Source organism: Goodfellowiella coeruleoviolacea, from assembly GCF_024171785.1.
Classification (GTDB): Bacteria; Actinomycetota; Actinomycetes; order Mycobacteriales; family Pseudonocardiaceae; genus Goodfellowiella; species Goodfellowiella coeruleoviolacea.
Window position 1 is genome coordinate 45,338 of the sequence record NZ_JAMTCK010000017.1, and the last position, 25,382, is coordinate 70,719.

Annotated in this window: 29 protein-coding genes; 15 read left to right on the forward strand and 14 right to left on the reverse strand. The window is 68.8% G+C overall.

Annotation, left to right across the window (positions count from 1 at the left end; translation table 11 throughout):
- Window positions 1-9: 9 nt before the first annotated feature.
- Window positions 10-564, forward strand: coding sequence for a hypothetical protein (locus LX83_RS30485; RefSeq protein ID WP_253777644.1), 555 nt, complete (start codon window positions 10-12; stop codon window positions 562-564).
- A gap of 45 nt (window positions 565-609) precedes the next feature.
- Here the strand turns inward: LX83_RS30485 and LX83_RS30490 are convergent, their stop codons facing one another.
- The gene (locus LX83_RS30490) at window positions 610-960 is read right to left on the reverse strand and encodes an AtaL-like protein (protein WP_407649697.1); all 351 of its coding nucleotides are present in this window, start codon (window positions 958-960) and stop codon (window positions 610-612) included.
- A gap of 113 nt (window positions 961-1,073) precedes the next feature.
- Here LX83_RS30490 and LX83_RS30495 point away from each other — a divergent pair, with 113 nt between their 5' ends.
- Window positions 1,074-1,445, forward strand: a complete 372-nt coding sequence (locus LX83_RS30495; protein ID WP_407649702.1) for a MarR family winged helix-turn-helix transcriptional regulator — start codon at window positions 1,074-1,076, stop codon at window positions 1,443-1,445.
- A 57-nt stretch (window positions 1,446-1,502) separates the two neighbouring features.
- Here LX83_RS30495 and LX83_RS30500 read toward each other — a convergent pair whose 3' ends face one another.
- Entirely contained in the window at window positions 1,503-2,444 is a 942-nt protein-coding gene (locus LX83_RS30500) for an NADP-dependent oxidoreductase (protein WP_253777979.1), read from the reverse strand.
- A 173-nt stretch (window positions 2,445-2,617) separates the two neighbouring features.
- On the opposite strand from LX83_RS30500, the gene LX83_RS30505 reads away from it, so the two are divergent.
- Together LX83_RS30505 and LX83_RS30510 are read left to right on the forward strand one after the other, a co-directional pair.
- Window positions 2,618-2,974, forward strand: a complete 357-nt coding sequence (locus tag LX83_RS30505; RefSeq protein WP_253777650.1) for a winged helix-turn-helix transcriptional regulator — start codon at window positions 2,618-2,620, stop codon at window positions 2,972-2,974.
- Between the two features lie 218 nt (window positions 2,975-3,192).
- Window positions 3,193-4,800, forward strand: a complete 1,608-nt coding sequence (locus LX83_RS30510; RefSeq protein WP_253777652.1) for a CocE/NonD family hydrolase — start codon at window positions 3,193-3,195, stop codon at window positions 4,798-4,800.
- Window positions 4,801-4,838: 38 nt separating this feature from the next.
- Here the strand turns inward: LX83_RS30510 and LX83_RS30515 are convergent, their stop codons facing one another.
- Entirely contained in the window at window positions 4,839-5,243 is a 405-nt protein-coding gene (locus LX83_RS30515) for a hypothetical protein (RefSeq protein WP_253777653.1), read from the reverse strand.
- 128 nt (window positions 5,244-5,371) lie between these two features.
- Between LX83_RS30515 and LX83_RS30520 the strand changes: the two genes are divergently transcribed.
- From LX83_RS30520 to rpmB, 3 genes are all read left to right on the forward strand, one after another.
- Entirely contained in the window at window positions 5,372-5,521 is a 150-nt protein-coding gene (locus LX83_RS30520; RefSeq protein ID WP_253777655.1) for a hypothetical protein, read from the forward strand.
- Window positions 5,522-5,599: 78 nt separating this feature from the next.
- Window positions 5,600-6,667 (forward strand): SAM-dependent methyltransferase, encoded by a 1,068-nt coding sequence (locus LX83_RS30525; RefSeq protein WP_253777657.1) that lies wholly within the window; start codon window positions 5,600-5,602, stop codon window positions 6,665-6,667.
- A 187-nt stretch (window positions 6,668-6,854) separates the two neighbouring features.
- Window positions 6,855-7,085, forward strand: a complete 231-nt coding sequence (gene rpmB / locus LX83_RS30530; protein ID WP_253777659.1) for a 50S ribosomal protein L28 — start codon at window positions 6,855-6,857, stop codon at window positions 7,083-7,085.
- 268 nt (window positions 7,086-7,353) lie between these two features.
- On the opposite strand, the gene LX83_RS30535 is transcribed toward rpmB, so the two are convergent.
- Window positions 7,354-7,587 carry a hypothetical protein gene (locus LX83_RS30535; protein WP_253777661.1) on the reverse strand — a complete coding sequence of 78 codons (234 nt, stop codon included), beginning with the start codon at window positions 7,585-7,587 and terminating at the stop codon, window positions 7,354-7,356.
- A 14-nt stretch (window positions 7,588-7,601) separates the two neighbouring features.
- Between LX83_RS30535 and LX83_RS38140 the strand changes: the two genes are divergently transcribed.
- Window positions 7,602-7,736: a hypothetical protein gene (locus LX83_RS38140; RefSeq protein WP_301329179.1), complete on the forward strand. Its 135-nt coding sequence runs from the start codon at window positions 7,602-7,604 to the stop codon at window positions 7,734-7,736.
- 127 nt (window positions 7,737-7,863) lie between these two features.
- On the opposite strand, the gene LX83_RS30540 is transcribed toward LX83_RS38140, so the two are convergent.
- Complete coding sequence (locus tag LX83_RS30540; protein ID WP_253777663.1) at window positions 7,864-8,874, reverse strand: AraC family transcriptional regulator; 1,011 nt, start codon at window positions 8,872-8,874, stop codon at window positions 7,864-7,866.
- On the opposite strand from LX83_RS30540, the gene LX83_RS30545 reads away from it, so the two are divergent.
- Window positions 8,861-9,667 (forward strand): NAD(P)H-binding protein, encoded by an 807-nt coding sequence (locus tag LX83_RS30545; RefSeq protein ID WP_308204078.1) that lies wholly within the window; start codon window positions 8,861-8,863, stop codon window positions 9,665-9,667. The genes LX83_RS30540 and LX83_RS30545 overlap by 14 nt on opposite strands.
- A 241-nt stretch (window positions 9,668-9,908) precedes the next feature.
- Here LX83_RS30545 and LX83_RS30550 read toward each other — a convergent pair whose 3' ends face one another.
- The 8 genes from LX83_RS30550 to LX83_RS30585 form a co-directional block, all read right to left on the reverse strand.
- A complete protein-coding gene (locus LX83_RS30550) occupies window positions 9,909-10,520 on the reverse strand; it encodes a hypothetical protein (RefSeq protein WP_253777665.1) in 612 nt (203 codons plus the stop codon).
- Between the two features lie 14 nt (window positions 10,521-10,534).
- Complete coding sequence (locus tag LX83_RS30555; RefSeq protein ID WP_308204079.1) at window positions 10,535-11,047, reverse strand: very short patch repair endonuclease; 513 nt, start codon at window positions 11,045-11,047, stop codon at window positions 10,535-10,537.
- A 227-nt stretch (window positions 11,048-11,274) separates the two neighbouring features.
- Entirely contained in the window at window positions 11,275-12,555 is a 1,281-nt protein-coding gene (locus tag LX83_RS30560) for a DNA cytosine methyltransferase (RefSeq protein WP_308204080.1), read from the reverse strand.
- 116 nt (window positions 12,556-12,671) lie between these two features.
- Window positions 12,672-15,530 carry a Z1 domain-containing protein gene (locus LX83_RS30565; RefSeq protein ID WP_253777667.1) on the reverse strand — a complete coding sequence of 953 codons (2,859 nt, stop codon included), beginning with the start codon at window positions 15,528-15,530 and terminating at the stop codon, window positions 12,672-12,674.
- Window positions 15,527-16,570, reverse strand: coding sequence for a PD-(D/E)XK motif protein (locus LX83_RS30570; RefSeq protein WP_253777669.1), 1,044 nt, complete (start codon window positions 16,568-16,570; stop codon window positions 15,527-15,529). Before LX83_RS30570 ends, LX83_RS30565 begins: the two co-directional genes overlap by 4 nt.
- Window positions 16,525-18,030 (reverse strand): ATP-binding protein, encoded by a 1,506-nt coding sequence (locus LX83_RS30575; protein ID WP_253777670.1) that lies wholly within the window; start codon window positions 18,028-18,030, stop codon window positions 16,525-16,527. The genes LX83_RS30570 and LX83_RS30575 overlap by 46 nt, the downstream gene beginning before the upstream one ends.
- A gap of 714 nt (window positions 18,031-18,744) precedes the next feature.
- Complete coding sequence (locus LX83_RS30580) at window positions 18,745-19,092, reverse strand: type 1 glutamine amidotransferase family protein (RefSeq protein WP_253777672.1); 348 nt, start codon at window positions 19,090-19,092, stop codon at window positions 18,745-18,747.
- A 7-nt stretch (window positions 19,093-19,099) separates the two neighbouring features.
- On the reverse strand, window positions 19,100-19,939 hold the full coding sequence (locus tag LX83_RS30585; protein ID WP_253777674.1) for an SDR family NAD(P)-dependent oxidoreductase: 840 nt from the start codon (window positions 19,937-19,939) through the stop codon (window positions 19,100-19,102).
- Between the two features lie 187 nt (window positions 19,940-20,126).
- Between LX83_RS30585 and LX83_RS30590 the strand changes: the two genes are divergently transcribed.
- The 3 genes from LX83_RS30590 (at window position 20,127) to LX83_RS30600 (ending at window position 22,443) form a co-directional block, all read left to right on the forward strand.
- Window positions 20,127-20,831 carry an MmyB family transcriptional regulator gene (locus tag LX83_RS30590; RefSeq protein ID WP_253777675.1) on the forward strand — a complete coding sequence of 235 codons (705 nt, stop codon included), beginning with the start codon at window positions 20,127-20,129 and terminating at the stop codon, window positions 20,829-20,831.
- Between the two features lie 9 nt (window positions 20,832-20,840).
- Complete coding sequence (locus LX83_RS30595) at window positions 20,841-21,458, forward strand: TetR/AcrR family transcriptional regulator (protein WP_253777676.1); 618 nt, start codon at window positions 20,841-20,843, stop codon at window positions 21,456-21,458.
- Window positions 21,459-21,960: 502 nt separating this feature from the next.
- On the forward strand, window positions 21,961-22,443 hold the full coding sequence (locus LX83_RS30600) for a methyltransferase family protein (protein ID WP_253777677.1): 483 nt from the start codon (window positions 21,961-21,963) through the stop codon (window positions 22,441-22,443).
- Between the two features lie 76 nt (window positions 22,444-22,519).
- On the opposite strand, the gene LX83_RS30605 is transcribed toward LX83_RS30600, so the two are convergent.
- Entirely contained in the window at window positions 22,520-23,098 is a 579-nt protein-coding gene (locus LX83_RS30605; protein WP_253777678.1) for a TetR/AcrR family transcriptional regulator, read from the reverse strand.
- Window positions 23,099-23,181: 83 nt separating this feature from the next.
- On the opposite strand from LX83_RS30605, the gene LX83_RS30610 reads away from it, so the two are divergent.
- The 3 genes from LX83_RS30610 (at window position 23,182) to LX83_RS30620 (ending at window position 25,300) form a co-directional block, all read left to right on the forward strand.
- Window positions 23,182-24,063, forward strand: a complete 882-nt coding sequence (locus LX83_RS30610; RefSeq protein ID WP_253777679.1) for an SDR family oxidoreductase — start codon at window positions 23,182-23,184, stop codon at window positions 24,061-24,063.
- 103 nt (window positions 24,064-24,166) lie between these two features.
- Window positions 24,167-24,679 carry an ArsR/SmtB family transcription factor gene (locus LX83_RS30615; protein ID WP_253777680.1) on the forward strand — a complete coding sequence of 171 codons (513 nt, stop codon included), beginning with the start codon at window positions 24,167-24,169 and terminating at the stop codon, window positions 24,677-24,679.
- Window positions 24,680-25,300 (forward strand): pyridoxamine 5'-phosphate oxidase family protein, encoded by a 621-nt coding sequence (locus LX83_RS30620; protein WP_253777681.1) that lies wholly within the window; start codon window positions 24,680-24,682, stop codon window positions 25,298-25,300.
- Window positions 25,301-25,382: the final 82 nt, after the last annotated feature.

Consider the following 25,382-nt stretch of genomic DNA (forward strand, 5'->3'; position numbering starts at 1 on the left):
GTGGGCACGATGAGCAGGGGGACACGGGCCAAGATCCTCGCCGGCGGTGCGTTGGTGCTGGGGCTGCTGATCGGCGGATGTGGTGCGCAGCAAGGACAATCGACCGGTGGGGCCACCGGTGCGAGCGGCCAGCCAACGTCCGGTAGCGCGACGACGCAGGCCGCGGTGATGCACTCGCAGCCGGCGCAGACGCCGTCGTGCACCGACCAGATGGACTACTCGGGCGACCCGCGCTCCAACGCCGAGATCAACTCCATCGGCGCGGAGACCGGCACCTGTCCGCCGGTGCAGAAGTCAACGCAGGCAAAGGCTCCCCAGGGCACGGGGGTGTCGTGCACCGACCAGATGGACTACTCGGGCGACCCGCGGTCCAACGCCGAAATCAACTCCATTGGTGAGCAGACCGGCAGCTGCCCGTCCGTTGAGAAGTCGACGCCGGTGCCCGACTCGCCGTCCACGGTGCCCTGCACCGACCAGTACGACTACGCCGGTGACCCGCGCTCCAACGCCGAAATCAACTCGATCGGCCAGGAGACCGGCGCCTGCCCGATGCCGCAGAACTGACGCACCACGTCCTTCCCGGGGCTGGGCGCGTGACCGCCAGGACCATTACTGTCGCATGTGGACGGTGACACGGGCGCGGGGCGCCAGCCTGGTGACCGACGGCACCGCGCACCGCACGGCCAGCACGGCGGGTGTCAGCGGGCCGCGTCGGCCGTCACCAACTGCTCGCGGGTGAGCGCGAGGGTTGTGCGCGATGTCGTTGTGGATCAGCCACGTGCCGCGCTCGTCGTCGCGGGCGAAGCTCACCCGCGTCTGCGGCTGGAAGGTGACCGCTTCGCGCACGCGCTCGCCGTTGAGCACGACCTCCCGCACCAGCGCGTTGTCGGACCGTTCGACGACCGTGCACTCGGACATCGCCGGGACGTACGGCACGGCGTTCTCCGCCTTGTGGCACAACCCCTCCCACAGCTGGGCGCGGTTCAGTCGAGCCGGACACCGCGAGTGGCGGGCCGGTCAGCCATGCGGTCTTCCGGGTCGCGCGGCTGCACCGCACCCTCGCCGGACAACTCCTGCGCCGGGTCGGCCTGCACGCCGGCCAGGAGTTGCTGATGACGCACCTGTGGGACAACGGCCCACAGCCCCAGGGCGAACTCAACCGCCTGCTCGGTCTTGACGCGTCCACCGTGACCAGGATGGTCCAGCGGCTGGAGAACGCCGGTTTCGTGCGCAGGCGACGCTCGGCGTCCGACCGCCGCGCCGTGCTCGTCGAACCCACCCCGGCCGGCCTGGCACTGCGGGATCAGGTCGCGGACACCTGGCGGGAACTGGAGGAGACCACGCTGGCCGGGCTCGATGGTGCCGACCGGCAGGCGGTGGCACGGCTGCTGGAGCGGATCGAAGCCAACCTGAGCGGGCCCGACGGCGACCAGCCCGGGGCCTGACGGGTGTCGCTGGGCCGCACCGGCGATGCCCAGCGACACCGGCCCTGTCGCCTCGGGTCAGGCGACTTCGAGCACGATCTTGCCGCGGGTGTGGCCGGCGCTTCCGATCTTGTGCGCCTGCCCCGCCTGCGCCAGCGGCCAGGTGCCATCGACTTCGACGCGAACCCTGCCCCGCTCGATCAGTTCGCTGAGCTGGTCGAGTGCGTGGTGGTCGGGTTCGACCAGGACCCAGGTCAGGCGCACGCCGGCGGCGGCCGCCGCTTGCTCGGCCTCCGGCGCCGGGGGCGTCGGTGTGGTGATCAACAGGCCGCCGGGACGCAGGGTCGGCAGGACGCGGTTGGTGTGCTCGCCACCGAGGAGATCGAGTACCACGTCGGCGTCGCGCACCACGTCCGCCACGTCCGTGGTGGTGTAGTCGACGACTTCGTCCACGCCCAGTTCACGCAGGAAACCATGCTTTCCGGCGCTCGCCGTGCCGATGACGTGAGCTCCGCGAGCTTTGGCGATCTGCACGGCGAGATGACCGACCCCGCCGGCGGCGGCGAGGATCAGGACCCGCTGCCCCGCGGCGATCTCGGCGGTGTCCACCAGCGCCTGCCAGGCCGTCAACCCCGCGAGTGGCACCGCCGCCGCCCGCACGTGATCGATGGCGGCGGGTTTGCGGACGAGGTGACGCGCCGGCGCGGAGACGTACTCGGCGTAGGCGTTCGCACGGCCGGGGAACCGGGGCATGCCGTACACCTCGTCACCCACCGCGAACCGGGTCACCCCCGGACCGACCTCCTCGACCACGCCCGACACGTCCCACCCGGGGACCAGCGGTCCGTCGCCCAGCAGCCCGGCGATTCCCCCACCCGCGCGGGTCTTCCAGTCCACCGGGTTCACTCCCGCGGCACGCACCCGGACCAGCACCTCGCCGGGCAACACGCCGGGAACGTCGACCTCGACGATTTCCAACTCCTGGTCAGGTCCGTACTTCTCCTGCCGTGCGACACGCATCGTGTGCTTCATCAACGATTCCCCTTCACCCAGATCCGACGTGGAGCGACCGCCGCGGTCGGTCGACCCCAACCGGTCCGAAGCTACCCAGACGGCGCTAGTTACCCGCAATGACTAGTACTATCCATTCGGAAGTATGCAGTTCAGGACCGTAGGAGCTGATTGCCATGGTGATGTCCTGCCCAACGGACCAGCACGAGAAGCACGACATCTACTCCGCCCAGTGCCCGTGCCGCGACGTGCTCGACCTCCTGGCCAACAAGTGGACGACGCTGATCATCGGCGCGCTCGAAGAACAACCCCACCGGTTCGGCGCACTGCAGCGCAGACTCCAGGGTGTAAGCCCGAAGGTGCTCACCCAGACACTGCGCAAGCTGGAGGACTTCGGTTTCGTCGACCGCACCATCTACCCGGAAGTGCCCCTGCACGTCGAGTACACCCTCACCGACCTCGGTCGAGGCGTCGCCGAACCGCTGGGAGCGCTGCGCAACTGGATCGAGGTCAACCTCGACGAGATCCGCACGCCGTAGGCCGAGCGGCCAGCCGGGCAAGGGCGGACTCGCACCAGCGAGGCCGTCGAGCTCGCCGCCCGTCACCTTGTTCGTTCGTTGACAGCTGTTCATCATCGTGGTTGTGCCGTTCGAACCGCCGACTCCGCCCGAGGCCGAGGCCGAGGCGACCGGATCACACGCGCCGTGGTCGCCCCGAGTCCTGTCCGCTCTGGACTGTCCACACTGGAGGCCACACCGTGAACCTGGTCAGCCACCTCCTCCAACGGCAGCTGCGGCTGCCGCCACCGTCCACTCGCGACCTTGTGGTGCGGCGGGACCTGCGGGTGCCCATGCCGGACGGGGTCGTGCTGCTGGCGGACCGGTGGGCGCCCCGGCACGGCGGCGACGGCCTGCCCACCGCGCTGATCCGCACCCCCTACGGCCGGCGCGGGCTGTTCGGCACGATCCTGGCCCGCCCGCTGGCCGAGCGCGGCTACCAGGTGCTGATCCAGAGCACCCGGGGCGGGTTCGGCTCCGGCGGGACGTTCGACCCCATGCGGCAGGAACGCCAGGACGGTCTGGCCACACTGGACTGGGTGATCGCGCAGCCGTGGTTCGGTGACGCCCTGGTGCTGGTCGGCGGGAGTTATCTGGGCTACGTGCAGTGGGCGGTGGCCGACCGGCTGCCCCCGCAGGTCAAGGCGATGATCACGCAGGCGACCGAGTCGGCGCTGTCCCTGGAGTTCCTGCGCGCGGACGGCTTCGGCCTGGCCGCGTCGGTCCAGTGGGGTGTGCTGATCGCCAACCAGGAACGCCGCTTGGCGCTGCTCCGCCAGCTGTTACAGGCGCGCCGGACCAACCGCGCGCTGCGCACGCTTCCGTTGGCGCGGGCCGACATCGTCGCGCTCGGCCACCGCTCCCAGTACATCCAGAACGTGCTCACGCACAACGCGGACGACCCGTTCTGGGCCGCCGCCGACCACCGGCGGCGGGTGGCCGAGACGCGCGTGCCGGTCAGCTCGATCGGCGGCTGGTACGACCTCTTCCTGCCCGGCCAACTGCGCGACTTCCAGGCACTGCAACGGGCTGGCCGGCCCGCCCGGCTGATCGTCGGCCCGTGGACGCACGCCCAGTTCCACAACGTCGGCATGCAGGAAGCCCTCGGGTTCGGCCTGGCGCACGCCCGGGGCCAGCAACCACCGCCGCGCCCGCCGGTGCGGCTGTACGTGATGGGTCAGGACGCCTGGCGCGACTTCGACTCCTGGCCGCCCCGCGGCTACCCGCCCCAGCGCTTCCACCTCCAGCCGGGCGGCGCGCTGTCCCCGGAGCCGCCGGCCGAGTCCGCGCCCGACCGGTACCGCTACGACCCGGCCGACCCCACGCCCTCGGTCGGCGGCATCGCCCTGCGGGGCGGCGGTCGGGTGGACAACACCGCGCTGGAGGCGCGGCCGGACGTGCTCACCTACACCACCGCCGTGCTCGACCGGGACGTCGAGGTGATCGGCGAGGTCAGCGCGGAGATCTGGGTCCGGTCCAGCCTGGCCAACGCCGACGTGTTCGTCCGCCTCTGCGACGTCCACCCGGGCGGCCGGTCCTACAACGTGTGTGACGGCCTGACCAGCCTCACCAGCGCCGACCAGCTCGGCAGCGCCAGGGTGCGGCTGTGGCCGACCGCGCACCGGTTCCGCCGCGGCCACCGCATCCGGGTCCAGGTCTCCAGCGGCGCCTTCCCCCGCTACGCCCGCAACCCCGGCACCGGCGAACCGCACGCCACCGCCACCCGGCTGCGCGCGGCGGACCAGGCGGTGCACCACGACCCCGCACACCCCTCGGCGGTGATCCTGCCGGTGCGCGCGGAAACCTGACCGCCGCGCCGGTCAGCCGGCTGTGTAGAACGCGCCGGTCAGCCGGCTGTGTAGAAGTAGTCGTCGCTCACCACGCGGCCGGTGTCGTCCCGGTAGAGCCGGAACACGTGGAACAGGCTGGGCCGCCGCGCGATCGAGTCCACCGCGTACTGGAAGCGCTCCTGGGTGCCGACCCAGTGCGCCACCACGTGCTCCAGCGGGTCGCCGAACCGCTCGGCGGTGTTGAACTCGAATGTGCGCGCCCCGGTGTCCACGCGCAACCCGGTCATGGCGATCAGCGCCTTGGGCGTGGTGGTGATGATGCTGTTGTCCGCCAAGGCCTGCTGGTCGACCGACACCGCCGGGTGTACCGGGTCGTGCCGCTGGGCGGTCGCGGGCAGCGCGCCCGCCAGGACCACCGCCGACGCCGCCAGCACCGCCAGCACCGCACCGATCCCTCGCATGGCTCTCCTCGCGTCGTGAGGCGTTGGGCCGGCGGACCACCGACCCCGCACGCCCGGTGAATTCTGGCGCTTTGTCTTGTTTATCCGATTTTATCGGGACCTGATCGCCGGCGGGCACGACTGTTCGGGTGAAGATCAGGCGCGTGGTCGTGGCGGGAGCCGTGCCCGGCAACACCAGCCCCGTGGCCTTTCTGTCCATTGAGGACGGGGTCGAGGCCGGCGACGACGTCCCGCTGGCGGCGCGCGGCCTGCTGGCCTGCCCGCACGCCCTCTGGTGAGGCGCGGCCCGGCCGCCGGCCCACCCCGCGCGGCCGTAGAATCCGAGGTCGGTGGGCCGAGACCGTCTGAAGGAGCCGATGACCGAGCACCCGATGATCGAGCGCGGTGACGCGGTGGACGGCGGAGAACCGGTCCTGTTCTCGACGTCACAGGAGTACTTCGCGGCCGGCCGGGACGAGCTGACCGGCCTCTACGAGCCCGGGACCGTGCGGGTGCGCCGGCTCGGCCCCGACCTCGGCCAGCTCGCCGGACCCGGCGTGCGGCTGCGGCAGGTGGCCGAGCAGTGCCGAACCCGGCCGCTGGTCTTCGTCAAGCACCTCACCGCCGAGGTCGCGCTGCTGCCGCTGGACGTGGCCGCCGACCTGGACGCCGTGCTGGACGCGGTGCACCGGGTCACCGACGGGCTGGGGCCCGGCGCGCTGGCCGTCCAGGCGTGGACCAGCGGGCAGAACCCGCTCCCGCACAGCACCGCCGACCTCACCCAGCGCGTCATGGCGGCCCTGGCCGAGGCGGGCCGGCCGGTCGGCCGTGCCGGCCAGCCGAACACGCTGTCACTGTGCGTCACCAAGAGCGGCCTGCTGCTCGGGCTCGCGGCCACCGCGGACCAGCTGTCCGACTGGCCGGGCGGCCGCAGCCGGCTGGCCAGGAGCGACGACCAGCTCTCCCGTGCCGAGTTCAAGCTGGAAGAGGCGTTCCAGGCGTTCGACATCGTGCCGCCGAAGCAGGGCACCGCGCTCGACCTGGGCGCCAGCCCGGGCGGCTGGACCCGGATCCTGCGCAAGCACGGGGTCAGGGTGTGCGCGGTCGACCCCGGTGACCTCGACCCCCGGCTGCGCGCCGACCGCGGCGTGCGGCACGTGCGCACCACGGCCGGTGAGTTCCTGCGCACCGAGCGGGGCCACTTCGACATGGTGGTCAACGACATGAAGATGGACCCGGAGCGGTCCTGCCAGGTCGTGCTGGACATGGCGGAGCGGCTGCGGCCGGGCGCGGTGGCCGTGGTCACCCTGAAGCTGGGCACCCACCGACCGCTGCCGGTGGTGCGCCGGTGCCTGCGCCTGCTGGGCACCCGGTACCGGGTGCGCGCCGCGCGCCAGTTGCACCACAACCGGCACGAGGTGACCGTGGTGGCCGAGCGGCGCTGACCCCACCGGTCGCACCGCCACCACCGCCCCCGCCCGCCCCACCGGCACCCGCCGGCACCGGCGGCCCTGGTGGGGTGTGCCGGCGCGCCGGGCACGACCGGTTACCATGGAAGCTCAGCAGTGGGCCCCTTGTCCGTGACGAGGCCGGCTTCTGCGCCTCGGACGTGTAGTGATACGGAGAGTTCTGATGTCCAAGCGTTGTGACGTGTGCGGCAAGGAGCCCAGTTTCGGCAGGCAGGTCGCACGCCTCGGTGTCCGCGCTCAGAAGCGGCGGATCAAGGGGCGCTCGGCCCGCATGTACTACCCGAACATCCAGTCGGTCAAGACGATCATCGGCGGCACCGCGGTGCGGCTGAAGGCGTGCACCTCCTGCCTGCGGAAGGGCAAGGTCACCCGCCGGTCGCAGACCGCCGCCTGACCGACAACTCTTCAGGGCCCCGCTACGAACGCCGGATGTGGGAACGCGCCACATCCGGCGTTTGGCGTGCCCGGCACAGCTCGCGGCTGGACGGCTACATCGCCGGGCGTCAGGCGGCGACCGCCCACCACGCCGAGGGGCTGGCCGCGAGGGGCTGGCCGACCTGACCGGCCCGGGTGGCCTGGTCCGGCCGTCGGTGACGGCCGACGACGAGCACGTGTACTACCGGGCAACTGACCGCGGTGTTCGCCGAACGGTTTTCTTCCGGTCAGCGCGTGCTGTCCGACAACGCGCGCACCATGCGTTCGAGCCCGTCCAGCAGGCCCACCTCGGCGCGCCAGCCGGTGACCCGGTGGAAGGCCGAGGGGTCGACGACCATGCCGGGCCGGAAGAGCACCAGGTAGGCGACCACCCGGCTGGTGACGACGTTCGCGGCCATCGCGAAGCTGTCGAGCACCCACCGCCGGTGGTCGGCGAAACCGGCGCTGCCGGGCGCGGACAAGGCCCATGACGGTGGTGAGCACGGACAGGCTCGCCCAGACCATGATGCCGAGCGTGCCGACGACCGCCAGCGGACCGACCAGCGCCAGCGCGAACGACAGCAGCGCGGTCGGGATCACGCCGACGAACACGGACACCCGGCCGCTGTAGCGGTGCACCACCGGGTGTCCGCGGCGCAGCCACGGCCGCAGCTGCAGGCACGTCGTGACGAAGGCACCGAGCACCGCGATGAGCGGGATCAGCCACGGGCGGCGCCACCACCGCACCGGTGCGCCGACTACACCGGCGAGCAGTCCGCCGCGACGCAGTCCGGCACCGCGCTGGTGGCCGCGACGCGGTCGGTCCCGGTGCGGCCGGTCGCGGCACGGATCCCGGCGCTGACCCCGGCGCCGACCCCGGCACGGATCCCGGCACGGATCCCGGCACGGTCGCTGGCCGCGCGGTTGGTCCTGCGGTACTCGCTGGGGCTCACCGCGTGGAACCGTTTGAACGCCGCGCTGAACCCGAACGCGTCCGCGTACCCGACCTGGCGCGCCACCGCCGCGACCGTCGCGGTGGACTCGGTCAACAGGTCGGCGAACAGCGTCATCCGCCAGTCGGTCAGGTAGGTCAGCGGTGGCACGCCCACCAGCCTGGTGAACCGGTTGGCCAGGGTGGTGCGGGCCACCCCCGCCTCGGCGGCCAGCGCGGCCCGCGTCCACGCCCGCTCCGGCGCGGCGTGCATCGCCCGCAGCACCGGACCGACCACCTCGTCGCTCAACGCCCGAAACCACCCGGGCGAGACCGCCTCGGGCTGGTCGAACCACCCCCGCAGCGCGCACACCAGCAGCCAGTCCAGCAGCCGGTCCAGCACCACCTGCCGGCCCGGCTGCGGCGCGGCGGCCTGCCAGTCCAGGAAGTCGCGCAGCGAGCCGCAGCCACCCCCGCACTCGTCGCCGTCGGGCAGCACCGCCACGGGTGGCAGCACCCCGAGCAGCCGCCGGGACACCTCGCCCCACACGTGGTAGGCGCCCACCAACAGCACGGTGCGCTCGACCAGCCGGGCGCCCGGCGGCTCGGCCGACCTGGGGCGGTCGGCGAGGGTGAACGGTCCCGGTCCCCGCACGATCGCGGTCTCCCCGACCCGCACCAGCCGCGACCCGCCGTCCTCCTCGGTCGACAGCCACGCCGCACCGCGCAGCGGCACGCACAGCGTCAGGGCCGCCCCGTCGGTGAACCGCAGCGTCCACGGCGGCGACAGCTCCTGCCTGACGACACACGCGAACGAGATCCTGGTGCTCGGTGGCACCGGCAAGACCGGGCACCGGCTGGTGCGCTCGCTGCGGGCGGCGGGCCACACCGTCCGCGCCGCCTCCCGCTCCGGCGAGGTCCGGTTCGACTGGTCCGATCAGGACACCTGGCGGTCCGCACTGGACGGTGCGACAGCGCTCTACCTGGTGGCCCCGTGGGAACCGGAACTGGCCGAGGTCTTCGTCGACCAGGCCACGGCCGCGGGCGTCCGCCGGATCGTGGCCCTGTCCGGCCGCGCCATCGACCGGTTCCCCGCGGAGTTCTTCCAGGGCATGCGGGCCGCCGAGCAGGCGGTGCGACAGTCCGGTGTGGAGTGGACGATCATCCGCCCGAACAACTTCAGCCAGAACTTCGACGAGGACACGTGGCACGTCCCGCTGCGCGCCGGCCGGCTGGCCCTGCCGATGAACGCCGTGCCCGAGCCGTTCATCGACGCCCAGGACATCGCCGACGTGGCCGCGACCCTGCTGACCACCGACGGCCACCACGAACAGGTCTACACCCTGTCCGGGCCGCGCGCCCTCACCTTCGCCGACGCGGTCGCGGCGATCGCCAGCGCCTCGGGCCGGCCCATGCGCTACGAGGAGATCACCCCCGAGCAGTACCGGGCCGACCTCCTGGCCGAGGGCGTGCCCGAGGAGGCGGCCGACGAACTCAACTCCCTGTTCGCCGGCATGCGCGCCGGCTACTACACCGACCCCACCGACGACGTGCGGCGCGTGCTGGGCCGCGAGCCCCGCGACTTCACCGACTACGTCACCCGCGCCGCCGCCACCGGCGCCTGGTCGTAGCCAGCCCCACCCTGCCGGCCCGGTCTACTGGGCCGGCAGGGGTTGCCCAGCACCGCGCAGACCGCGGTGTCAACGAGCTTCCGGTCCACGGCACCGGCCTCCGGGTGGAACAGGCCGTACCGGGTCGGGTAGCGGTGGCCGCGCGCGTTCCCGTGGCGTCCGTGTCCAAACCTGATCCGCCTGATCGTCAGTCAGCCTCGTCGTCATGACAGAACAACCACGACCGCCCCCACTGAACCGACTAGGAACGCTCCTGCGGCAGGGTTTCCAACCGGCGACGCACATAAGCGAGGTCGAGCGAGCAGTGCTTCGCGATCAGCTCATGCTGACGCTTCTGCTTCTCCTCGACGACAGCCTCATCGGTCAGGTACACGACGATCAGCGGCTTGGACGGCGCGGTCACCGCGTTGTTGACGGCCGCCCACAGCAGGTCCCTAAAGGTGCGTGGCCGTCCCCAGCAGACGTAACGCTCCCGCGTCCCGTCGGTAACCACGCAGTGCATGGGCTTCTCCTGGATCGAGCCAGGCTTGATCCTCCACCTATCGCCGAGCAACTCGACGATGAACTCGTCGGCGGGCGACAGTCGCTTCGTGGCGTACATGGCGTATGAACCGAAGTTCTCCAAGGCCCGGGCGTACTCCTTCAGCGGACCGTCCTTGAGCCAGACGCGCATGCCTTCAGCCGTGTAGTAGTCCGCCAGCTCACCCCCGATCGCTTCGTCCTCCACCCAGCGCGTGTAGTAGGCGGTTCGTTCACGACTGGAAATCCCTTCCCAGTCCAACGACCCCACCTGGCGGTAGAGTTCACGGATTACAGATTCCCTGACTTCCTTCGGAATCGAGATCTCCGGCACGGATCCCCCTCACTTCAGCCCCGTTGTTCAGAACGCCCGAGCGCGGTGACGACGCGATCCGCCACAGCTTTCGGGTCCTCGTGTTCCCAGCACCGGATCACTGTCCACCCGCGCTCCACCAGCAACTGATTCGTCTCGATGTCACGCCGTTTGTTGTCAGCGATCTTCTTACTCCAGAACTCGGAGTTCGTGTTCGCTGGACGATGGTGTTCCTGGCAGCCGTGCCAGAAGCATCCGTCCACGAACACCGCCAGTCGGTCCTTGGGAAAGACAACATCGGCGGTTCGCCGCAACTCCCGCAGTGGCCGCACCGACACCCGATACCGCAGGCCACGCGCGTGGAGTTCCGCGCGCAACTGGAGTTCTGGACTGGTGTCCCGTCCCCGATTGCCTCTCATCGAAGCCCGTACCTCACGCGAGGACGCCCACGATTCAGCTGGCAGCATCTCGTCCCGTACGAGTCCCAACGCGCGGGCCTTCTCCCAGCCTTCGGAGAGGTTGGCCGATCGTGTGCGGTGTTCGACCACGCCCAGTGACCTGGAGACGGTGCGACCCCGGTCCTGCCACCTCAGGTACGCGCGAACGCACCCCGTCGCCAGCGACGCCTTGAGCACGACCGTTCCCCGAGCGGTCCGCCCTGCACCTAGATCCACCGCACGCCTGTGGGGGCCGCCCGCCGCCTTGTCCTGCTCAGCGTTGACCAGCGCTCTCGATCGGCCGGGCTTCGGTTTCCAAGCCCGGGGGGACACCTCGCTCACAGCCGCTTCTCGGCATCACCTAGCACTGTCGCCACCGCTTTCGCGAACACCTCACCCAACAGGACCGGAACGGCATTGCCGAGTTGCCGCATTTGCTCGCCTCGCGGACCGCACAGCACCCATTCGTCCGGGAAGGTCATCACCCGAGCCGTCTCACGAACCGTCATGTACCGGTGCCGATATTCGCGGGACTTTCCGGTTCCTTTGACGAGCGTATCGGTCAACATCACGGACTCACCGCCCGGCACGCCGTGAACCCCCGCTTTGACGGTCTTCGCGGGACGATCGAGAACGTTCGGCGTATGCCCTGGGTAGATACGCGCGTCCGGCCAGCCGATGTGTTCCTTGGGCATGTCGTCGTACTGCTTCCGGTCGAGTCTGTTCCAGGGTACGTCCGGAAGCGGATCGGCGCCATCGTCACCCGCCAGGGCGTCGCGCAGGGTACGCCAAGGCTTCAGCCCCTCGGCCGCCTCCTCGAACGGTAGAGCGGCCTGCACTTCGCCCATGACATGCCTGATCACGTGCGGTGGAACCTTGGCTCTGCCCACGACACTGTTATGACGGTCCCAGTACTCCCCAGAAGCCATCGAGCGGAGGAGTGCTTGCTTGGAATGGGTCGGTTTGGTGGCTGCTCTCAGCAGCTCCTCGTCGATGTCGAGATCACCGCGGAATCCGACGATGACGACACGGTTCCGGATTTGCGGGACACCGTAGTCGGCGGCGTTCACGGGGAATGTGAACACCCGGTACCGCTCGGCGGCCTTGGCGTCGCCACGTTCCTCCTTGCCTTTGAGTATGGCGTCGTGTTGGAGCCAAGTGGCCTCGGGGTCGCGCTCCTCAAACGGGAACATCAACTCTCTGATGATGTAGTCGAAGTACGGCTTGAAGGACGGCCGCAGAAGACCACGAACGTTCTCGCAGATGAAAGCCTTTGGCTTGATCTCTCGAATCGCGCGGAACATCTCCGGGAACATGTTCCGCTTGTCCTCGTCGCCCTTGGCGACACCACCAAGGCTGAACGGTTGGCACGGTGGTCCGCCCGCGAGGAGGTCGACCATGCCTTCCAGATAGCCCATCTTGAGTTGACGGACATCGCCGCGCGCCAAGGGCGTCCGCTCGCCAGGCTCCGGGATCCGCTCGTCATCGCCTCGAGGAACGGCTCCGTTGGCTTCCAACGTGTCGCAGGCGTACTTGACGAACTCGTTGAGCAGCAACGGCCGGAAACCTGAGCGGTGGACGGCCATCGCCAAGCCCCCACCGCCCGCGAACAGCTCCACCGACGTACGCTCCGGTGGATTGGGGACAGCCGACATGCGGGGGAGCTTACCGCGCCATATGACGGCCGTACCGCAAGGCAGACATGGTGTCCGCCTTGCGGCAGGCGGGGATGCGGTCACGCCTCGACGATCGCGTACAAGGGCTTCTCGGGAACGACCACCTGGTACACCAAGGGCCGGCGGTCGGCCGGGACCGCGCCATCTGGAAGCTGGAGCATGAGCGCCATCACCAGTCGGGTGGGGTAACCGTCTGTCACTAGCTCCCGGTCGAGTTCGTTCTTCTTCATTACGGGGTAGAGGATCGCGCAGCCCGAGGTGGGTGTCCTACCCGGAATATCTTTGATCGCCACACGGTGCGCGCTTTCGGAGTTACCTCGGATACTCTCGTCCCTGCCAACAGTCCGACCATGAACGGTGAACTCACCGATGCCGCGGATGTTGACCCGCCTACCGGTCTTCTGTTGCGGGAGCATGATGTCCCACCGGTCGATGACCTCCTCGCGCAGACTCGCGATCCACGCCAGGTCTGCGGTGAACGTGTCAGGCCGCGCCCACTTCAGTTCACTCAGGACGGACACCATCTCCTGGTGGGACACCTCACCGAGGAAGGCTTCGAAGGTCCGATTGCCGGCGGGAAGGGAGACCACCTTCTGAGCAGCCTTGAGCAAGGGGACGCAGGCGTCGATGTTGTGGTCGAGGGCGGCCTGGTCAGTGAGCAACGGGTAACCAGAACTCGGTTCCTTGGTCGGAGTCCGCCGCTCCACCAGCCTCGCGTTGTACATCTTGTTGGCAGCGGTGGGCCGAAGGCCGTGGCGAGTCACCAGCGGCGGGATGTCATATGGTGTGAACACCGGCCGCCCGTCCACCATGGTGGCGTATTGCCGCAGCTCATTCCGGAAGTGCTCTTCATCCCGGCAGGCCGCCTCGAACGCGTCTCGCACATCAGGGGTGATGAACAGTCGAACCAGGTCGCGGTACCCCTTCCGGAACCCGAACCACCGCCCCATCTGCATAAGCGCTTCGGCGTGCTTGACCTTCCGCGAGTAGTAGGTGATCGTGAGCCCTTCGATGGTGAACCCACGAGCGAGCTTGTTGCCTCCGACAAGCACACGCCACACGGACCTCTTGTCGAAGTCCAAGTCTTCCTGCTCGATGTCCTTGTCGCTGTTCACCACCAACACGGGATTACCATTGGGCGCGATCTTGCGGACGGCTTCGCCGAGAAACCTCGTCAGCTCGTCGAACCGGGACGGCATCGCATACCCCAGTGCGAGCGCCTCTGAAACCGGCGCGAAATCGTTCTCGAAGAGTGTCCGAAGCCTATCGTGGGCGCGTCCACTCAGGTAGCCCGCGCCTCTCCACAGGTACTGAATGGCCGCCGCGCGCTCCCGCTGGTCGGCTGTCCGCATCGTTTCGTGCACCAGCATCGTGTGATGTTTGAAGTGACCAGAGCCCTCAGCCTCGCGGTACAGCTTGATCGCGGCGGCCAGGACGAACGAGTCGAGGGCTGCTCGGAGCTTGCTGTCGTCCTCGTCGTCTCGATAGTCGTCCAACAGCCGGAGATGCGCCTTTTCCTTCGAGTTGCGGAAGTTCCGCTCGACGTCCGGATCGAGGTCGAGATCGTGGAAGTCCTCGGCGCCCATGTACCCAAGTGGGCGCTCCAGGGAGATGAGGTAGTCCTTGGGGAAGATGTCCTCGGCGTCCGTGGGGTCGACGAAGACGTTCGCGAAGGGGGTGGCGGTGTAGCCGATGTACTGCGCGCGGGGAAGCAACCTGAGCAGGGTGGACAGATGCTTGTTGATGGCAGTGCGTTCCTTCTTGTCCTCGTACCACTTCCTCGGGTCGGTCGTGTTGATGGACGCCTGGTCGGACTCGTCGTCGATGATCAGAGCCGGGATGTTCTCAAGCCGGTCCGCTGTGTTCTTCAGGTCTTTGACGAGGTTGTTGAGCACTGTGGTGTTCTTCTTCACGATGATCAAGCGAGCATCGCTAGTGAAGAGGTTCTCAGGGTGCCAGAGGGGCTTGGTGCGGTCTCGACGCTCGAACTCCAGCGCCGACCGACCCTGTTGCAGACGCCGGTAGTCGAAACGCCGGTTCGTCATCCGATGAATGTCCGGCCTGCCGATCTCCGACGGCCAAGCGCCGTGCCGGACGAAGCGGTCCGCGATCCAGTCCTCGTCGTCCAGGTAGTCGATGAACTGAGCCGCGTCCGGGTCGTTCTCGTCGGTGCCGCGCAGGATGTTCTCGCGGCCGACCAACTCCATGTCCAACCGTCGCTGTGTCTGTTCACGCAGGATGTTCGTGGTACCGGTCATCACGATGACGAGGCGGTACCCGGCATCGATCGCCTTCGCGATCACACCGGTGAAGTTGGCGGTCTTGCCGCTCTGCACGTATCCGACGACCAAGCCCTTGGTTTGCCCCGCCTTGGAGCGAGACGGGTCGATCAGACGCTCGACCACACGTGTGGTGGCCGTGTCGAGATTGGCGATCGCGTCGGCGTGCCACCCGCGTCGGGTGCGCAGATAGTCGACGTAGTGCCCCCAGTAAAAGTCGCGCGCCCGCTTGACTTCTTCCGTGTACCACGGATCCCACGGCCCCGCGATCACCGTCGTCCCGTCACCCTTGGCGAGCGGAAAGTGCCGGGCGATCTCAGCCGCGGTCTCGGGACCGAGCTGAAGTGCCTCGATCACTCGTGCCCGGCGTTCCTCCGTGTTCGGCTCGGTGCCGCCAGCCCACGAGTTGCCCTGCACCGGCGCGTTGTCCCACTTCGCGAGATTCAGGTGCAGGTCGAGGCGCAGCTTGTCGTCGGGACCGCTGGCCGCCAAATGGGCGCGCAACCGTGCTTCCGAAACGTCGAGGCCGGGATCGAGGTCGTCCGCTTCAACCTGGGCGCGCCGGACAAGGCCTCGTGGCGCGCCGTCCTCCATCGCACGCAACGCGCTGGTGTACGCCTGGACGAGTGCGCTGATCATGTCCATCCTTCGAAGGCACAGGCGATTCGGATGATTTCCGGTGTTTCGTATGGGTCCACGAAGCCGTCGAGATCGATCCGGTAGCGGATTGCTGTGACGCGGTCGATGACGACGCCCTTGTCTCGCAGGTCATCCGGGGTGAGGCGGGGGAAGGCTCCAGCCACGTGGTAACCACGGCTGGCTGATCGCAGGGTCCAGCGTGTCGTCAGGCGTTCCCGGTAGTCATCCCGCCACCCGGCACAGGACAGCGCGTTCTCGAAGACGTCGTGGTACCTACCAGGACCGATTCGCGTGGAGATGGCCTCGACGAGGCCCGGCAAGCTGTTACCGGCAACCGCACCCGCGGTTGTGAGCTGGTGTGAAACGAGCCAAAGCGGGCGCCCGACCTTGGGTACCAGCTGCGTCAACGACTCGACCCAGTGCGTACGCGACTCAGACGTTGTCGTTTTGACTTCAACGTCGAGGTCGGGAAGTGCGAAGTCGTGTTCCTCGGACTGGCTGCCGCGCCAAGCTTCGACCGCCTTCGCGGTGCCCAGTCGATCGATCAGTCCACCGAGGACCAGCAACTCGCCGAACAGACCGACCTCACGCTCTCTAGACAGGGATTCGGGCGCCCGCAGCAGGGATGACATCCGGTCGAGGGTCGCGTGCAACGCGCGGGCCGGTGACATGCCGCCGAGCTGAACCCGGTCCGCGATGGAGCAGAGGACCGGATAGGCGTCACGAAAGAGTTCCGGTGCTGTCACGACGACCTCGAAGAACCGCTTTCCCTCGCGGAGCGCGATCCGAGCGAAGATGTTGCGCAGCCCCGTATCAGGGGCGTCACCGTCGGTCGACATCTCGATCCGAAGGCCCACCTCCGGCACACGTGGCTCGATGAACACGAACGCCTCCGGCGTACCTGGGCTCGGGAGAACCACGGGTACTCCGCCGCCGAGCAGCCGGCCGAAGTTCTCGGCGGAGACGTGACGTTTGTCGATCGGTGTATCCGATGTCATTGGCGTTCGGCCCGTGCCGCGGCCGTCAGGATCGTCTGCCACAGTGCGATGTTGTCCTTGTCCTTCGGGCCGAGGTGATTGCCCTCGAACACGTTGGAGACAAGCAGGTACAGCAGCGACTTCAGCAGAGGCAGGTCGTTCAGGCCGCCATGCTTGCCGCCGAGCAGCATCTTGCGGTACCGCTTGTTGAGCCACAATGTACGTTGATCGCGGTCAACGCGAAATAGCAGTTCGTCGGCGAACGTGTCCCAGCGGATGTCGATGGGATCCTCACCGGGCTTCTCAGGGATCTCGCGCTTGATCGTGTCACGGACACGGGGTGGCAACCCTACACCTGGATGAACCATCGGTGTCCGCTTGGCCGAGCGCTTCCTCGACTCCGTGTACAGCGCCTCCGCAAGGTCGAAGTACTCGTTGAGGCTGAGCCCGCTGGCTGACCGAGCCGAAGCGGCCAGCCGCGCGAACTCTGGTCCCACGTGCACCCGCGACTTCTCCGGATTCATTCGGAACAGGCCTGCGACGTCGTTGTCGATGTCCACCTCGACACGCGCCAAGCGGAGCTTCGAATTAGGTGCGTGGACACCTTCCCAGCCACCTGCCTGCAAGAGACGGTCACGCCTGTAGAAGTAAAGACCCTGATGGTCGTCCGGGTTTCCCGTCAAATGGAACGAGGAGCTTCCTGAGCGCCCGGGCCACAGATGACAACGAAAAACCAACTTCAAGCCGTTTTCTTCAGCCGTCAGAGTCTGCGGGAAATCAGATCGACCAGAGCGTGGATACCCAAATGGATTCAGTGGCCCAACAGGGATTGGCGGCCCCACAAATCCAGTGGTGACCTCATACACATCGAATTCGACACTCAGCCGCTCTTGCTCAAGGAATCGATGGAATACCATTCCGATATGCTGGCAGGCACTAGTGACCGTGTGATCGATGTACTCATCGACACGACGCGGATCGCTGGTCGCGGGAAAAGCGAGCACATCGTCCCAGCGGATCACGGTCCCGCTGTCGCCCACCTGGATCCGCCAGTCCCGCTCCAACTCGGAACTAACGAACGCGGCGGGAACCACATCGCAGGCGAAACCGCGCTGGCCACTGGCCTCCAGACGCCAACGCCGCCCGACCGCTTCGCGTCCCGCCGCCCGCGACATCACCGTCAGGCTTCTGGCCTGACTGAACGACGCCGCCTTGAGCCCCAGCCCGAAGTGACCGAGATCACCATCGGCGTACTCGCGCCGCCCGCCTACGGTCATCGCGGAGTCGATCGCCTCCGGAGCGATCCCGCGACCGTTGTCGACAACGTAAAGCGAGGTCAGGCGTTCGTCGACCTTAACGAGACGGATAAGGACCCGCGTCGCGCCCGCGTCGATCGAGTTGTCGACCAGGTCAGCGAGGGCTGTCGGCAACGAGTGGTTACGACCGAGGCCGTCCATCGCCCGAGGATCGGGCGGCAGTTCGATACTGCCCTCGGTCGGTACGGTCCGGCTCCACTCGACCACGAGTCCCCCTTGCTCCCATCGGTGCGACGGCCTGCTGGATTGTGGGCACCGTTGTATCCGATATACCCAACGATGGTCTACCTGTTACCGGGCGTTACCAAGACGCTATGAGCGCCGCCGACGAAAGTTCGGTGTCGAAATATCCCACACTACAATACACAGTCACTCGAACACGATCTCCAGATCACCGCCAAACCGCCCAACCTTCCGTCATAGGCTTGTCAGGCCGCAGCGGAGGTCAGCCCAACGAGGAAGCTGACCAGCCAGGCCGCCGCAGCACTGATCAGGCCTCCACTTTGCACGCGTTCTCCCTCAGCTAATACCCGGCAGCTCGATCGGCGGAGGACACATGACTCCGCAGGTAGCTGATCACATCTGCCTTGCGTCGGCTGTACCGGCCGACGCAAGGCGAGGAACGACAGGCCACCAGCAGGTGAACCGACTCGGGACAGGGGCACGCCTGGCGGCACCTGGAACCATCGAAGTGCGAAAAAAATTATCACGTATTATTTGGGTCGCTCTGGATGTGATGCCACGAGACCAGCTCAACCTATTTCATACTGCGTGAGCGGACATGCTCTGCCGCAACGTCGATCCGCGCGAACAACAGCGGCGAGAAGTCGCGGGCGTACCCCGGTAGTCGCCCATCCCACCCATTCCCGACGAAGTTTTTGCCTTGCTCAACACACGACAACAACGATGGTCTACTTAGGACTAGGCACAGTCACCTGGCCGTGCGGATATCCCGGCGAGGGTGAGGGGGCGATAGCGATGAGCTTCCCGGCCGTGTCCCGCGGCGGCGAGCAGTCGACCCAGGTCAAGGTCCTGATACAGCTCGCTCACTGGGCCGGGCCCGCTCGGCAGCACCATCGCGACGTAGTCGTCGATGTCGACCTCGTCGAGCGCGTGGCGCACGGATCCAGCGATCTCGGGGACAGCGTGTGCCTGTCGAGCGGGCTGAGGCACGCCGCCAGGGGACGCGAGGTCAACGGTGTGACCGGCCTTGGCGTGTTTTTCGTGCGGCGCCGCTACTTCCTCGGTCCAGTAACCGCTCGGGTACATCGAGCCGTCAGTGTGCTGCCAGGTGTCGGCGGCGAACGTTCGCGCGCAGGGCGTCGACCTTGGCGGTGGCGTAGGAGTGCGCGTCCGAGCCGAGCAGCTGACGCAGTGGCCCGCCACCGCTGACGACCTGGCTGATGATCGCCTCGGCGCCCCTGACCGGGTCGCCGAGCTGGCTGCCCTGCAGGTTCAGGTGGTCGGTGGTCATCTCGCGGATGGCCGGGTAGGCGTCCGTCGTGGTGGCGGGCAGCGCGATCGACTCGGTGGTGAGGAAGTCGGTGCGGAAGTAGCCGGGTTCGACGATGGTGACCTCGATGCCGAAGTCGGCGACCTCGGCGGCGAGGGCCTCGCTGAGGCCTTCCAGGGCGAACTTGCCGGCGCAGTAGAGCGCCCAGCCCGGGAACGCGGTCAGGCCGAGGATCGACGACACGTTCACGATGTGGCCGCCGCGCTGCTCCCGCAGGATCGGCAGGGCGGCGCGCAGCACGTTCCACACGCCGACGACCTGGACGTCGAGCAGGGCGCGGACGTGGCGGTCGCTGGTCTCCTCCACCGCGGCCAGGAAGCCGTAGCCGGCGTTGTTGACGACGACGTCGAGGCCACCGAAGCGGTCGCCGGTCCGGTGGACGGCCCGGGTGACCGCCTCGGCGTCGCGCAGGTCGACGGCGAGCGGCAGCAGGCGGGACGTGTCGACGCGGTCACCGAGCGCGGCGCTCAGCCGCTCGGTCGAGCGCGTCGTCGCGGCCACGTTGTCGCCGCGCCCGAGCAGCTGCCTGACCAGTTCGAGGCCGAGGCCTCGGGAAGTTCCGGTCACGAACCAGGTCGCGGGTCGGTCGGTGGGAAAGCTCATCGTGGTCCCTTGCTCGAAGTGCCACCGGAGATCCGATCCGGGCGGCGCCCGGTTCCGGCGTGGTTCCAGCGTGGTCCGCGAGAAGCCACTGTGGACGCTCATGTCGCGCCCTGTGCGGACGAGGACGCGGCAACCTAGGACTCTCCGGTCCAGTCACGACCGGTCGATGTCGGCCACAATCGGCGGTATGGCCGGACCCAACCGCGAACTCGCTGACTTCCTGCGGCGGGCACGTGGCCAGCTCGACCCGTCCCGGGCGGGTCTGCCGCCCGACGGGCTCCGGCCCGGGCTCTACCAGCTGCTCGACTCGCTCGACGGTGAGCCCGCGCTCGTGCTCGGCCGCCGCACCGAGATCCTGGCCGCCAACCGGATGGCCAGGGCGCTGTTCGCCGACTTCGACCGGATGCCGCCGAAGCACCGCAGCTACGCCCGCTGGATGTTCCTCGACGAGGATGCCCGGGCACTGTTCGTGGACTGGCCGGACATGGCCCGGGCCGTGGTCGAGAGCCCCCGGTTCGAGGTCGGCCGCGACCCCGACGACAGCGCCACCACCGCCCTCGTCACCGAACTGCGCGAGCAGAGCCGCGAGTTCGACCAGTGGTGGGCGCAGCACCGGGTCCACCAGCGCACGCACGGCTCGAAGCGGCTGCGGCACCCGCTCGTCGGGAAGCTGACCGTCGAGTACGAGACCCTCGCCCTGCCCGGTGACCCCGACACCACCCGGTACGTCTACACCGCCGAGCCGAACTCACCCTCCCGCCGGGCCCTCGACCCGCACGACCCGGTCGGGCTGGGCCGCGAGCCGAACCGGGCGCCGGTCGAATCACCCGGAGACGGTGACGGCGGAGGTTCCACCGGCGGTGTCGCGCTTCGACAACGCGTGTTGGCATAGGGTCAGCGGGTGCCTTTCACGAACCGTTCCCTGGCTGCCCGGGAGGCGATCCTCAGCGCGGCCCGCGCGCGTTTCACCGAGCAGGGCTACGACCGCACCACCATCCGCCAGGTGGCCACGGACGCCAACACCGATCCGTCCATGGTGATGCGTTACTACGGCAGCAAGGACAAGCTGTTCGCGGCGGCCGTGGCCGTCGACCTCAGGCTGCCCGACCTGACCGACGTCCCCGATGACGAAGTGGCCGGGTTGCTCGCGAACCACTTCGTGACGATGTGGCGCGACGATGACGACGGCCCGCTCACCATCCTGCTGCGCTCGGCCGTGACGCACGAGGACGCGGCCGAACGGCTCCGCGCCGTGTTCGCCAACCAGGTGACGGTCATGGTCCGCCAGCTGCTGGGCCACGGCGCCGAGACCGACCTGCGCGCCGGCCTGCTGAGCACGCACCTGCTCGGTGTCGCGCTGTCCCGGCACATCCTCCGGCTGCCACCGGTGGCCAGGCTGAGCGACAAGGATCTGGTCGCGATCACGACCCAGATCGTGGACCACATCCTCACCGGCCCGCTCCCGGTGAAGCGCGCGGCGAAGACCGGCGGGCGGGAGCGGCGGACCCGCCGGTCGTGAACCGGGGTTCGGAAACGAACCCGCGCACCAGGCGACCGGTGAGCCCGTTCGCCCTCCGGACGGCTCGCCGCCGCCGACACCGGTGCCGCGGCGCGCGTCCAGCCGCGGCCCGGATCCTCGCGCCCGTCCCGCCACGCGGCTGACCGCCGGCCCGCTCTCTCCGTTCGACCTTCCCGCGCTCCCACCGCCTGTCCCGGCTTCCCGCGCCACTCCCCCGGTCCTCTCCGCACACCGCGCGGTCGTCACCCCGTTTGCCAACACGTGTTGGCCATCAGGTGTTAGCATTCGGCGGCAACCGAGGAGTCGCCAGCCCACCGCGGTGACGACTACGGGCTTCACCGGGAAGCCCGGGTGTGACCGCGTGATCGGCTGGCGATGCGTTCTCCCGCGCGGTTCACCCGGAACCGTTTTCCGCTTCAGCTGAACTCACTGTGGATGGACGAAGTCGTCCGGTATTGGAGTGGTGTCGATGTGGTGGTGGCGGCAGTTCAAGGCGATCGCGATGTTCCCTGGCGTGATGGCCGTGCTGATCCCGGCGATGCTCCTGGTGACCGTCGGACGCGGGGACGGGCTGAGCCTGGCACCCGGCGCGCGGGCGGTGGCCATCACCGCCGGGGCGCTGCTCACGGCGTTCGGCCTGGCGCTGTTCTGCTGGACGGTGGTGCTCTTCGCCAAGCGGGGCAAGGGCACGCTGTCCCCGCTCGACGCGCCGAAGAGGCTGGTGGTGACCGGCCCCTACCGGCACGTCCGCAACCCGATGTACACCGCCGTCTTCTCGGTGCAACTCGGGGAGGCGGTCATGCTGTGGTCCTGGACCCTCCTGCTGTGGTTCGGGTGCTTCGCGGCCTTTGTCATGACCTTCGTGCCGCTGCGCGAGGAACGCTGGCTGGCCACCCAGTTCGGCGCCGACTACGCCGAGTACCGCGCCCACGTCCCGCGCTGGCTCCCCAGGCCAACCCCGTGGTACCCGGGCAACCGGGTCTGACCGACGACGCGGTGCGCTCCCAGCGGTGACGGCCTGCGGCGGCGCGCGCGAAGTACCTGGTCGACCGCCGGACTGGTCAACCCAGCGACGCTGTTGCCTCGCGCAGCTCCCGCAACGCGGCCACCGCGTGGTGCGCGAGCCCTCGTGGATCATCACGGTCGCCTTCGGACCACTGCGCGTAGCCCCGCTTGAAGGCGAGAACTCCCAGCTCGGCCGCGACGTGCGCGGTCGGGTCGGGGACGCCGCGGGCGATGAGCGCGCCGGTCATGGCGGCAGCGAGACCGACGCTCTTGAGGGCGTCCCGTTCCTGAAGCTCGGTGCTGGCCGCCACGGCCGCCCTCAGCCGGGGGCCGAGTTCACGGTTCGTCGGCCCCATGGCGCTGGACGCGCGTTCGAGACCGGCCGCGACCGCGTCGAGCGGACTGGCGTCGTCGGGCGCTTCGGCGATCCCCTCCGCGAGCAACCGGCTCAGGGTCTCCTGGCCGGCGACCAGCAGTTCCCGCTTGTCGGCGAAGTGCCGGAAGAACGTGCTCTTGGTGACGCCGGCCCGCTCGGCGATCTGCGCCACCGTGGTGGCGTCGTACCCCTGCTCGGTGAACAGGTCGACGGCCGCGACGACGAGTCGCTCGGTCGTCTCCGGTTGCCATCGGCCCATGAGCCCATCATAAGTGATGGGACAAAGGTCCCATCACTGTGTACAGTGACGGGACAAAAGTCCCATCACTTCGGGAGAGTTCCATGCACGTCTTCGTCACCGGCGGAACCGGCACCATCGGCTCCGCCGTCGTCGCCGAACTGCTCGCCAACGGCCACACGGTTCTCGCGCTGGCCCGCTCGGACAAGTCGGCGCAGGCCCTGACGGACGCCGGTGCCCAGGTGCTGCGCGGGCAGTTGGCCGATCTCGACGTCCTGCGGGCTGGTGCCGCGCGATGCGACGGCGTGATCAGCCTGGCGTTCGGCAGCGACTACAGCACCGAGGCGGCCCTGGCCCAGTCGATCGCCGAGGAGAGCGCCGCCATGGCCGCACTGGGGGAAGAACTCGTCGGCAGTGACCGTCCGATCGTCACCGTCTCCGGAACACCGTGGGTGCCGGGCCGCGCCGCCACCGAGGCCGACCCGCTGCCGACCGACGGACCGGTCGGTGGCCGCGGCCGTTCGGTCAACGCGCTGCTGGCGCTGGCCGCACGCGGGGTTCGCGCCACGGCCGTGCGCATGCCACGCACGGTCCACAACGAGGGCAAGGGCGGGTTCGCCGGCCTGCTGACCGACCAGGCACGCCGCACCGGCGTGTCCGGCTATCCCGGCGACGGAACGCAGCGCTGGCCCGCCGTGCACGCGCTCGACGCGGCGGTCCTGTTCCGACTGGCCCTCGAATCAGCACCCGCCGGGACCGCCTGGCACGCCGTAGCCGATGAGGGCGACGCGGTGCGGGACATCGCCACCGTCATCGGCCGGCGACTGGGCCTGCCGGTCGAGGCGGTACCGCAGGAGAACTTCGGCCCGTTCGGCCCGATCTTCGCCATGGACCAGCCAGCCACCAGCACCCACACCCGCGAGGTTCTCGGCTGGCAGCCCACGCACCCCAGCCTGATCGCGGACCTGGAGAACATCCAGCCCTGAGACCCCCGCACCTGCCACGGGGACGGGCACAGGCAGTCGCCGCGTCCCATGACGTGTTCCACCGCCACGGCCACCACTAGTTCGATGTGTATCGTCAGATTCGTTGATCACCGAACTAGTGGGGGTGCGGATGGGCGCGTCGGAAGGCGTTCGGCTGCCGCAGCCGGACCTGGCCCGCGTGGACGTCGGCACCGTGCTCCACGCCCTGGCCGACCCGGTGCGCAGGGCGATCGTGCGGATCCTGACCCAGGTCGGCGAGGCGCCCTGCGGCGCACTCGACCTCCCGGTCGCGCGGTCCACGGTCACCCACCACCTGCGCACGCTGCGGGAGAGCGGCGTGATCGAGACGGAACTGCGCGGCAACTCCCGGGTCAGCAAGGTGCGCCGGCAGGAACTCGACGAGCGCTTCCCCGGTCTGCTCGCCGCCATCCTCGACGCCGAACCGGCGACCGCGGACGACCAGGCGAGCACGGACGACCCGGCGGACACGGACGACCCGGCGGACACGGACGACCCGGCGGACACGGACGACCCGGCGGGCACGGACAGATCGGCGGACACGGACGGGCCGGCGGACACGGACGACCCCGCGGACACCGAGGAGGCAGGACGGTAGATGAGCCGCTACGCACACCTGGCGTACACCGAGAGCGTGCGCCGTGAACAGGAGCAGAACGGCAGCGCCTCGGTGGGCGCCCGCGCCCTCGCGGGAGGCGACGCTCCGGATCCGCTCGGCCCGGACGAGGCGGCGTTCATCGCCGCCAGGGACGGGTTCTACCTGGCCAGCGTCAGCGAGACCGGCTGGCCGTACGTGCAGTACCGCGGCGGTCCGGCGGGCTTCGTGCACGTGCTGGACGAGCAGACGCTGGCGTTCGCCGAGGTGCGGGGCAATCGGCAGTACATCACCACCGGCAACGTCCGCGCCGACGGTCGGGTGGCCCTCTTCTTCATGGACTACCCGCACCAGGCGCGCCTGAAGATCTTCGGGCACGCGCGGATCGCCACCCTCGACGACGATCCGGAGCTGACGCGGAAGCTGACGGAGCGGCGCACGGACGGGCGGGTGGAACGGCTGATGCTCATCCGCGTCGAGGGCTTCAACTGGAACTGCCACCAGCACATCACCCCGCGCTACTCCGAGGCCGAACTCGCCGAGGCGCTCGCGCCCGTTCGGGCGCGCATCACCGAACTGGAGGAACAGAACAGGGCCCTGCGCGCGCTGCTCGCGGAGCGGTAGCGGACACGGCCACCCTTGACCCAAGACGGAACCGATCGGTACCGTTCGCCAGAATGGAACCGATCGGTACCGAGGAGGGTTC

What these genes read in the sequence shown, in the direction of transcription:
- LX83_RS30485 (WP_253777644.1), top strand. Translation starts at nt 10, where the DNA reads ATGAGCAGGGGGACACGGGCCAAGATCCTCGCCGGCGGTGCGTTGGTG.
- LX83_RS30500 (WP_253777979.1), bottom strand. Translation starts at nt 2,444, where the DNA reads ATGCGTGTCGCACGGCAGGAGAAGTACGGACCTGACCAGGAGTTGGAA.
- LX83_RS30505 (WP_253777650.1), top strand. Translation starts at nt 2,618, where the DNA reads ATGTCCTGCCCAACGGACCAGCACGAGAAGCACGACATCTACTCCGCC.
- LX83_RS30515 (WP_253777653.1), bottom strand. Translation starts at nt 5,243, where the DNA reads ATGCGAGGGATCGGTGCGGTGCTGGCGGTGCTGGCGGCGTCGGCGGTG.
- LX83_RS30525 (WP_253777657.1), top strand. Translation starts at nt 5,600, where the DNA reads ATGACCGAGCACCCGATGATCGAGCGCGGTGACGCGGTGGACGGCGGA.
- rpmB (WP_253777659.1), top strand. Translation starts at nt 6,855, where the DNA reads ATGTCCAAGCGTTGTGACGTGTGCGGCAAGGAGCCCAGTTTCGGCAGG.
- LX83_RS30565 (WP_253777667.1), bottom strand. Translation starts at nt 15,530, where the DNA reads ATGATCAGCGCACTCGTCCAGGCGTACACCAGCGCGTTGCGTGCGATG.
- LX83_RS30580 (WP_253777672.1), bottom strand. Translation starts at nt 19,092, where the DNA reads ATGTACCCGAGCGGTTACTGGACCGAGGAAGTAGCGGCGCCGCACGAA.
- LX83_RS30585 (WP_253777674.1), bottom strand. Translation starts at nt 19,939, where the DNA reads ATGAGCTTTCCCACCGACCGACCCGCGACCTGGTTCGTGACCGGAACT.
- LX83_RS30590 (WP_253777675.1), top strand. Translation starts at nt 20,127, where the DNA reads ATGGCCGGACCCAACCGCGAACTCGCTGACTTCCTGCGGCGGGCACGT.
- LX83_RS30600 (WP_253777677.1), top strand. Translation starts at nt 21,961, where the DNA reads ATGTTCCCTGGCGTGATGGCCGTGCTGATCCCGGCGATGCTCCTGGTG.
- LX83_RS30605 (WP_253777678.1), bottom strand. Translation starts at nt 23,098, where the DNA reads ATGGGCCGATGGCAACCGGAGACGACCGAGCGACTCGTCGTCGCGGCC.
- LX83_RS30610 (WP_253777679.1), top strand. Translation starts at nt 23,182, where the DNA reads ATGCACGTCTTCGTCACCGGCGGAACCGGCACCATCGGCTCCGCCGTC.
- LX83_RS30620 (WP_253777681.1), top strand. Translation starts at nt 24,680, where the DNA reads ATGAGCCGCTACGCACACCTGGCGTACACCGAGAGCGTGCGCCGTGAA.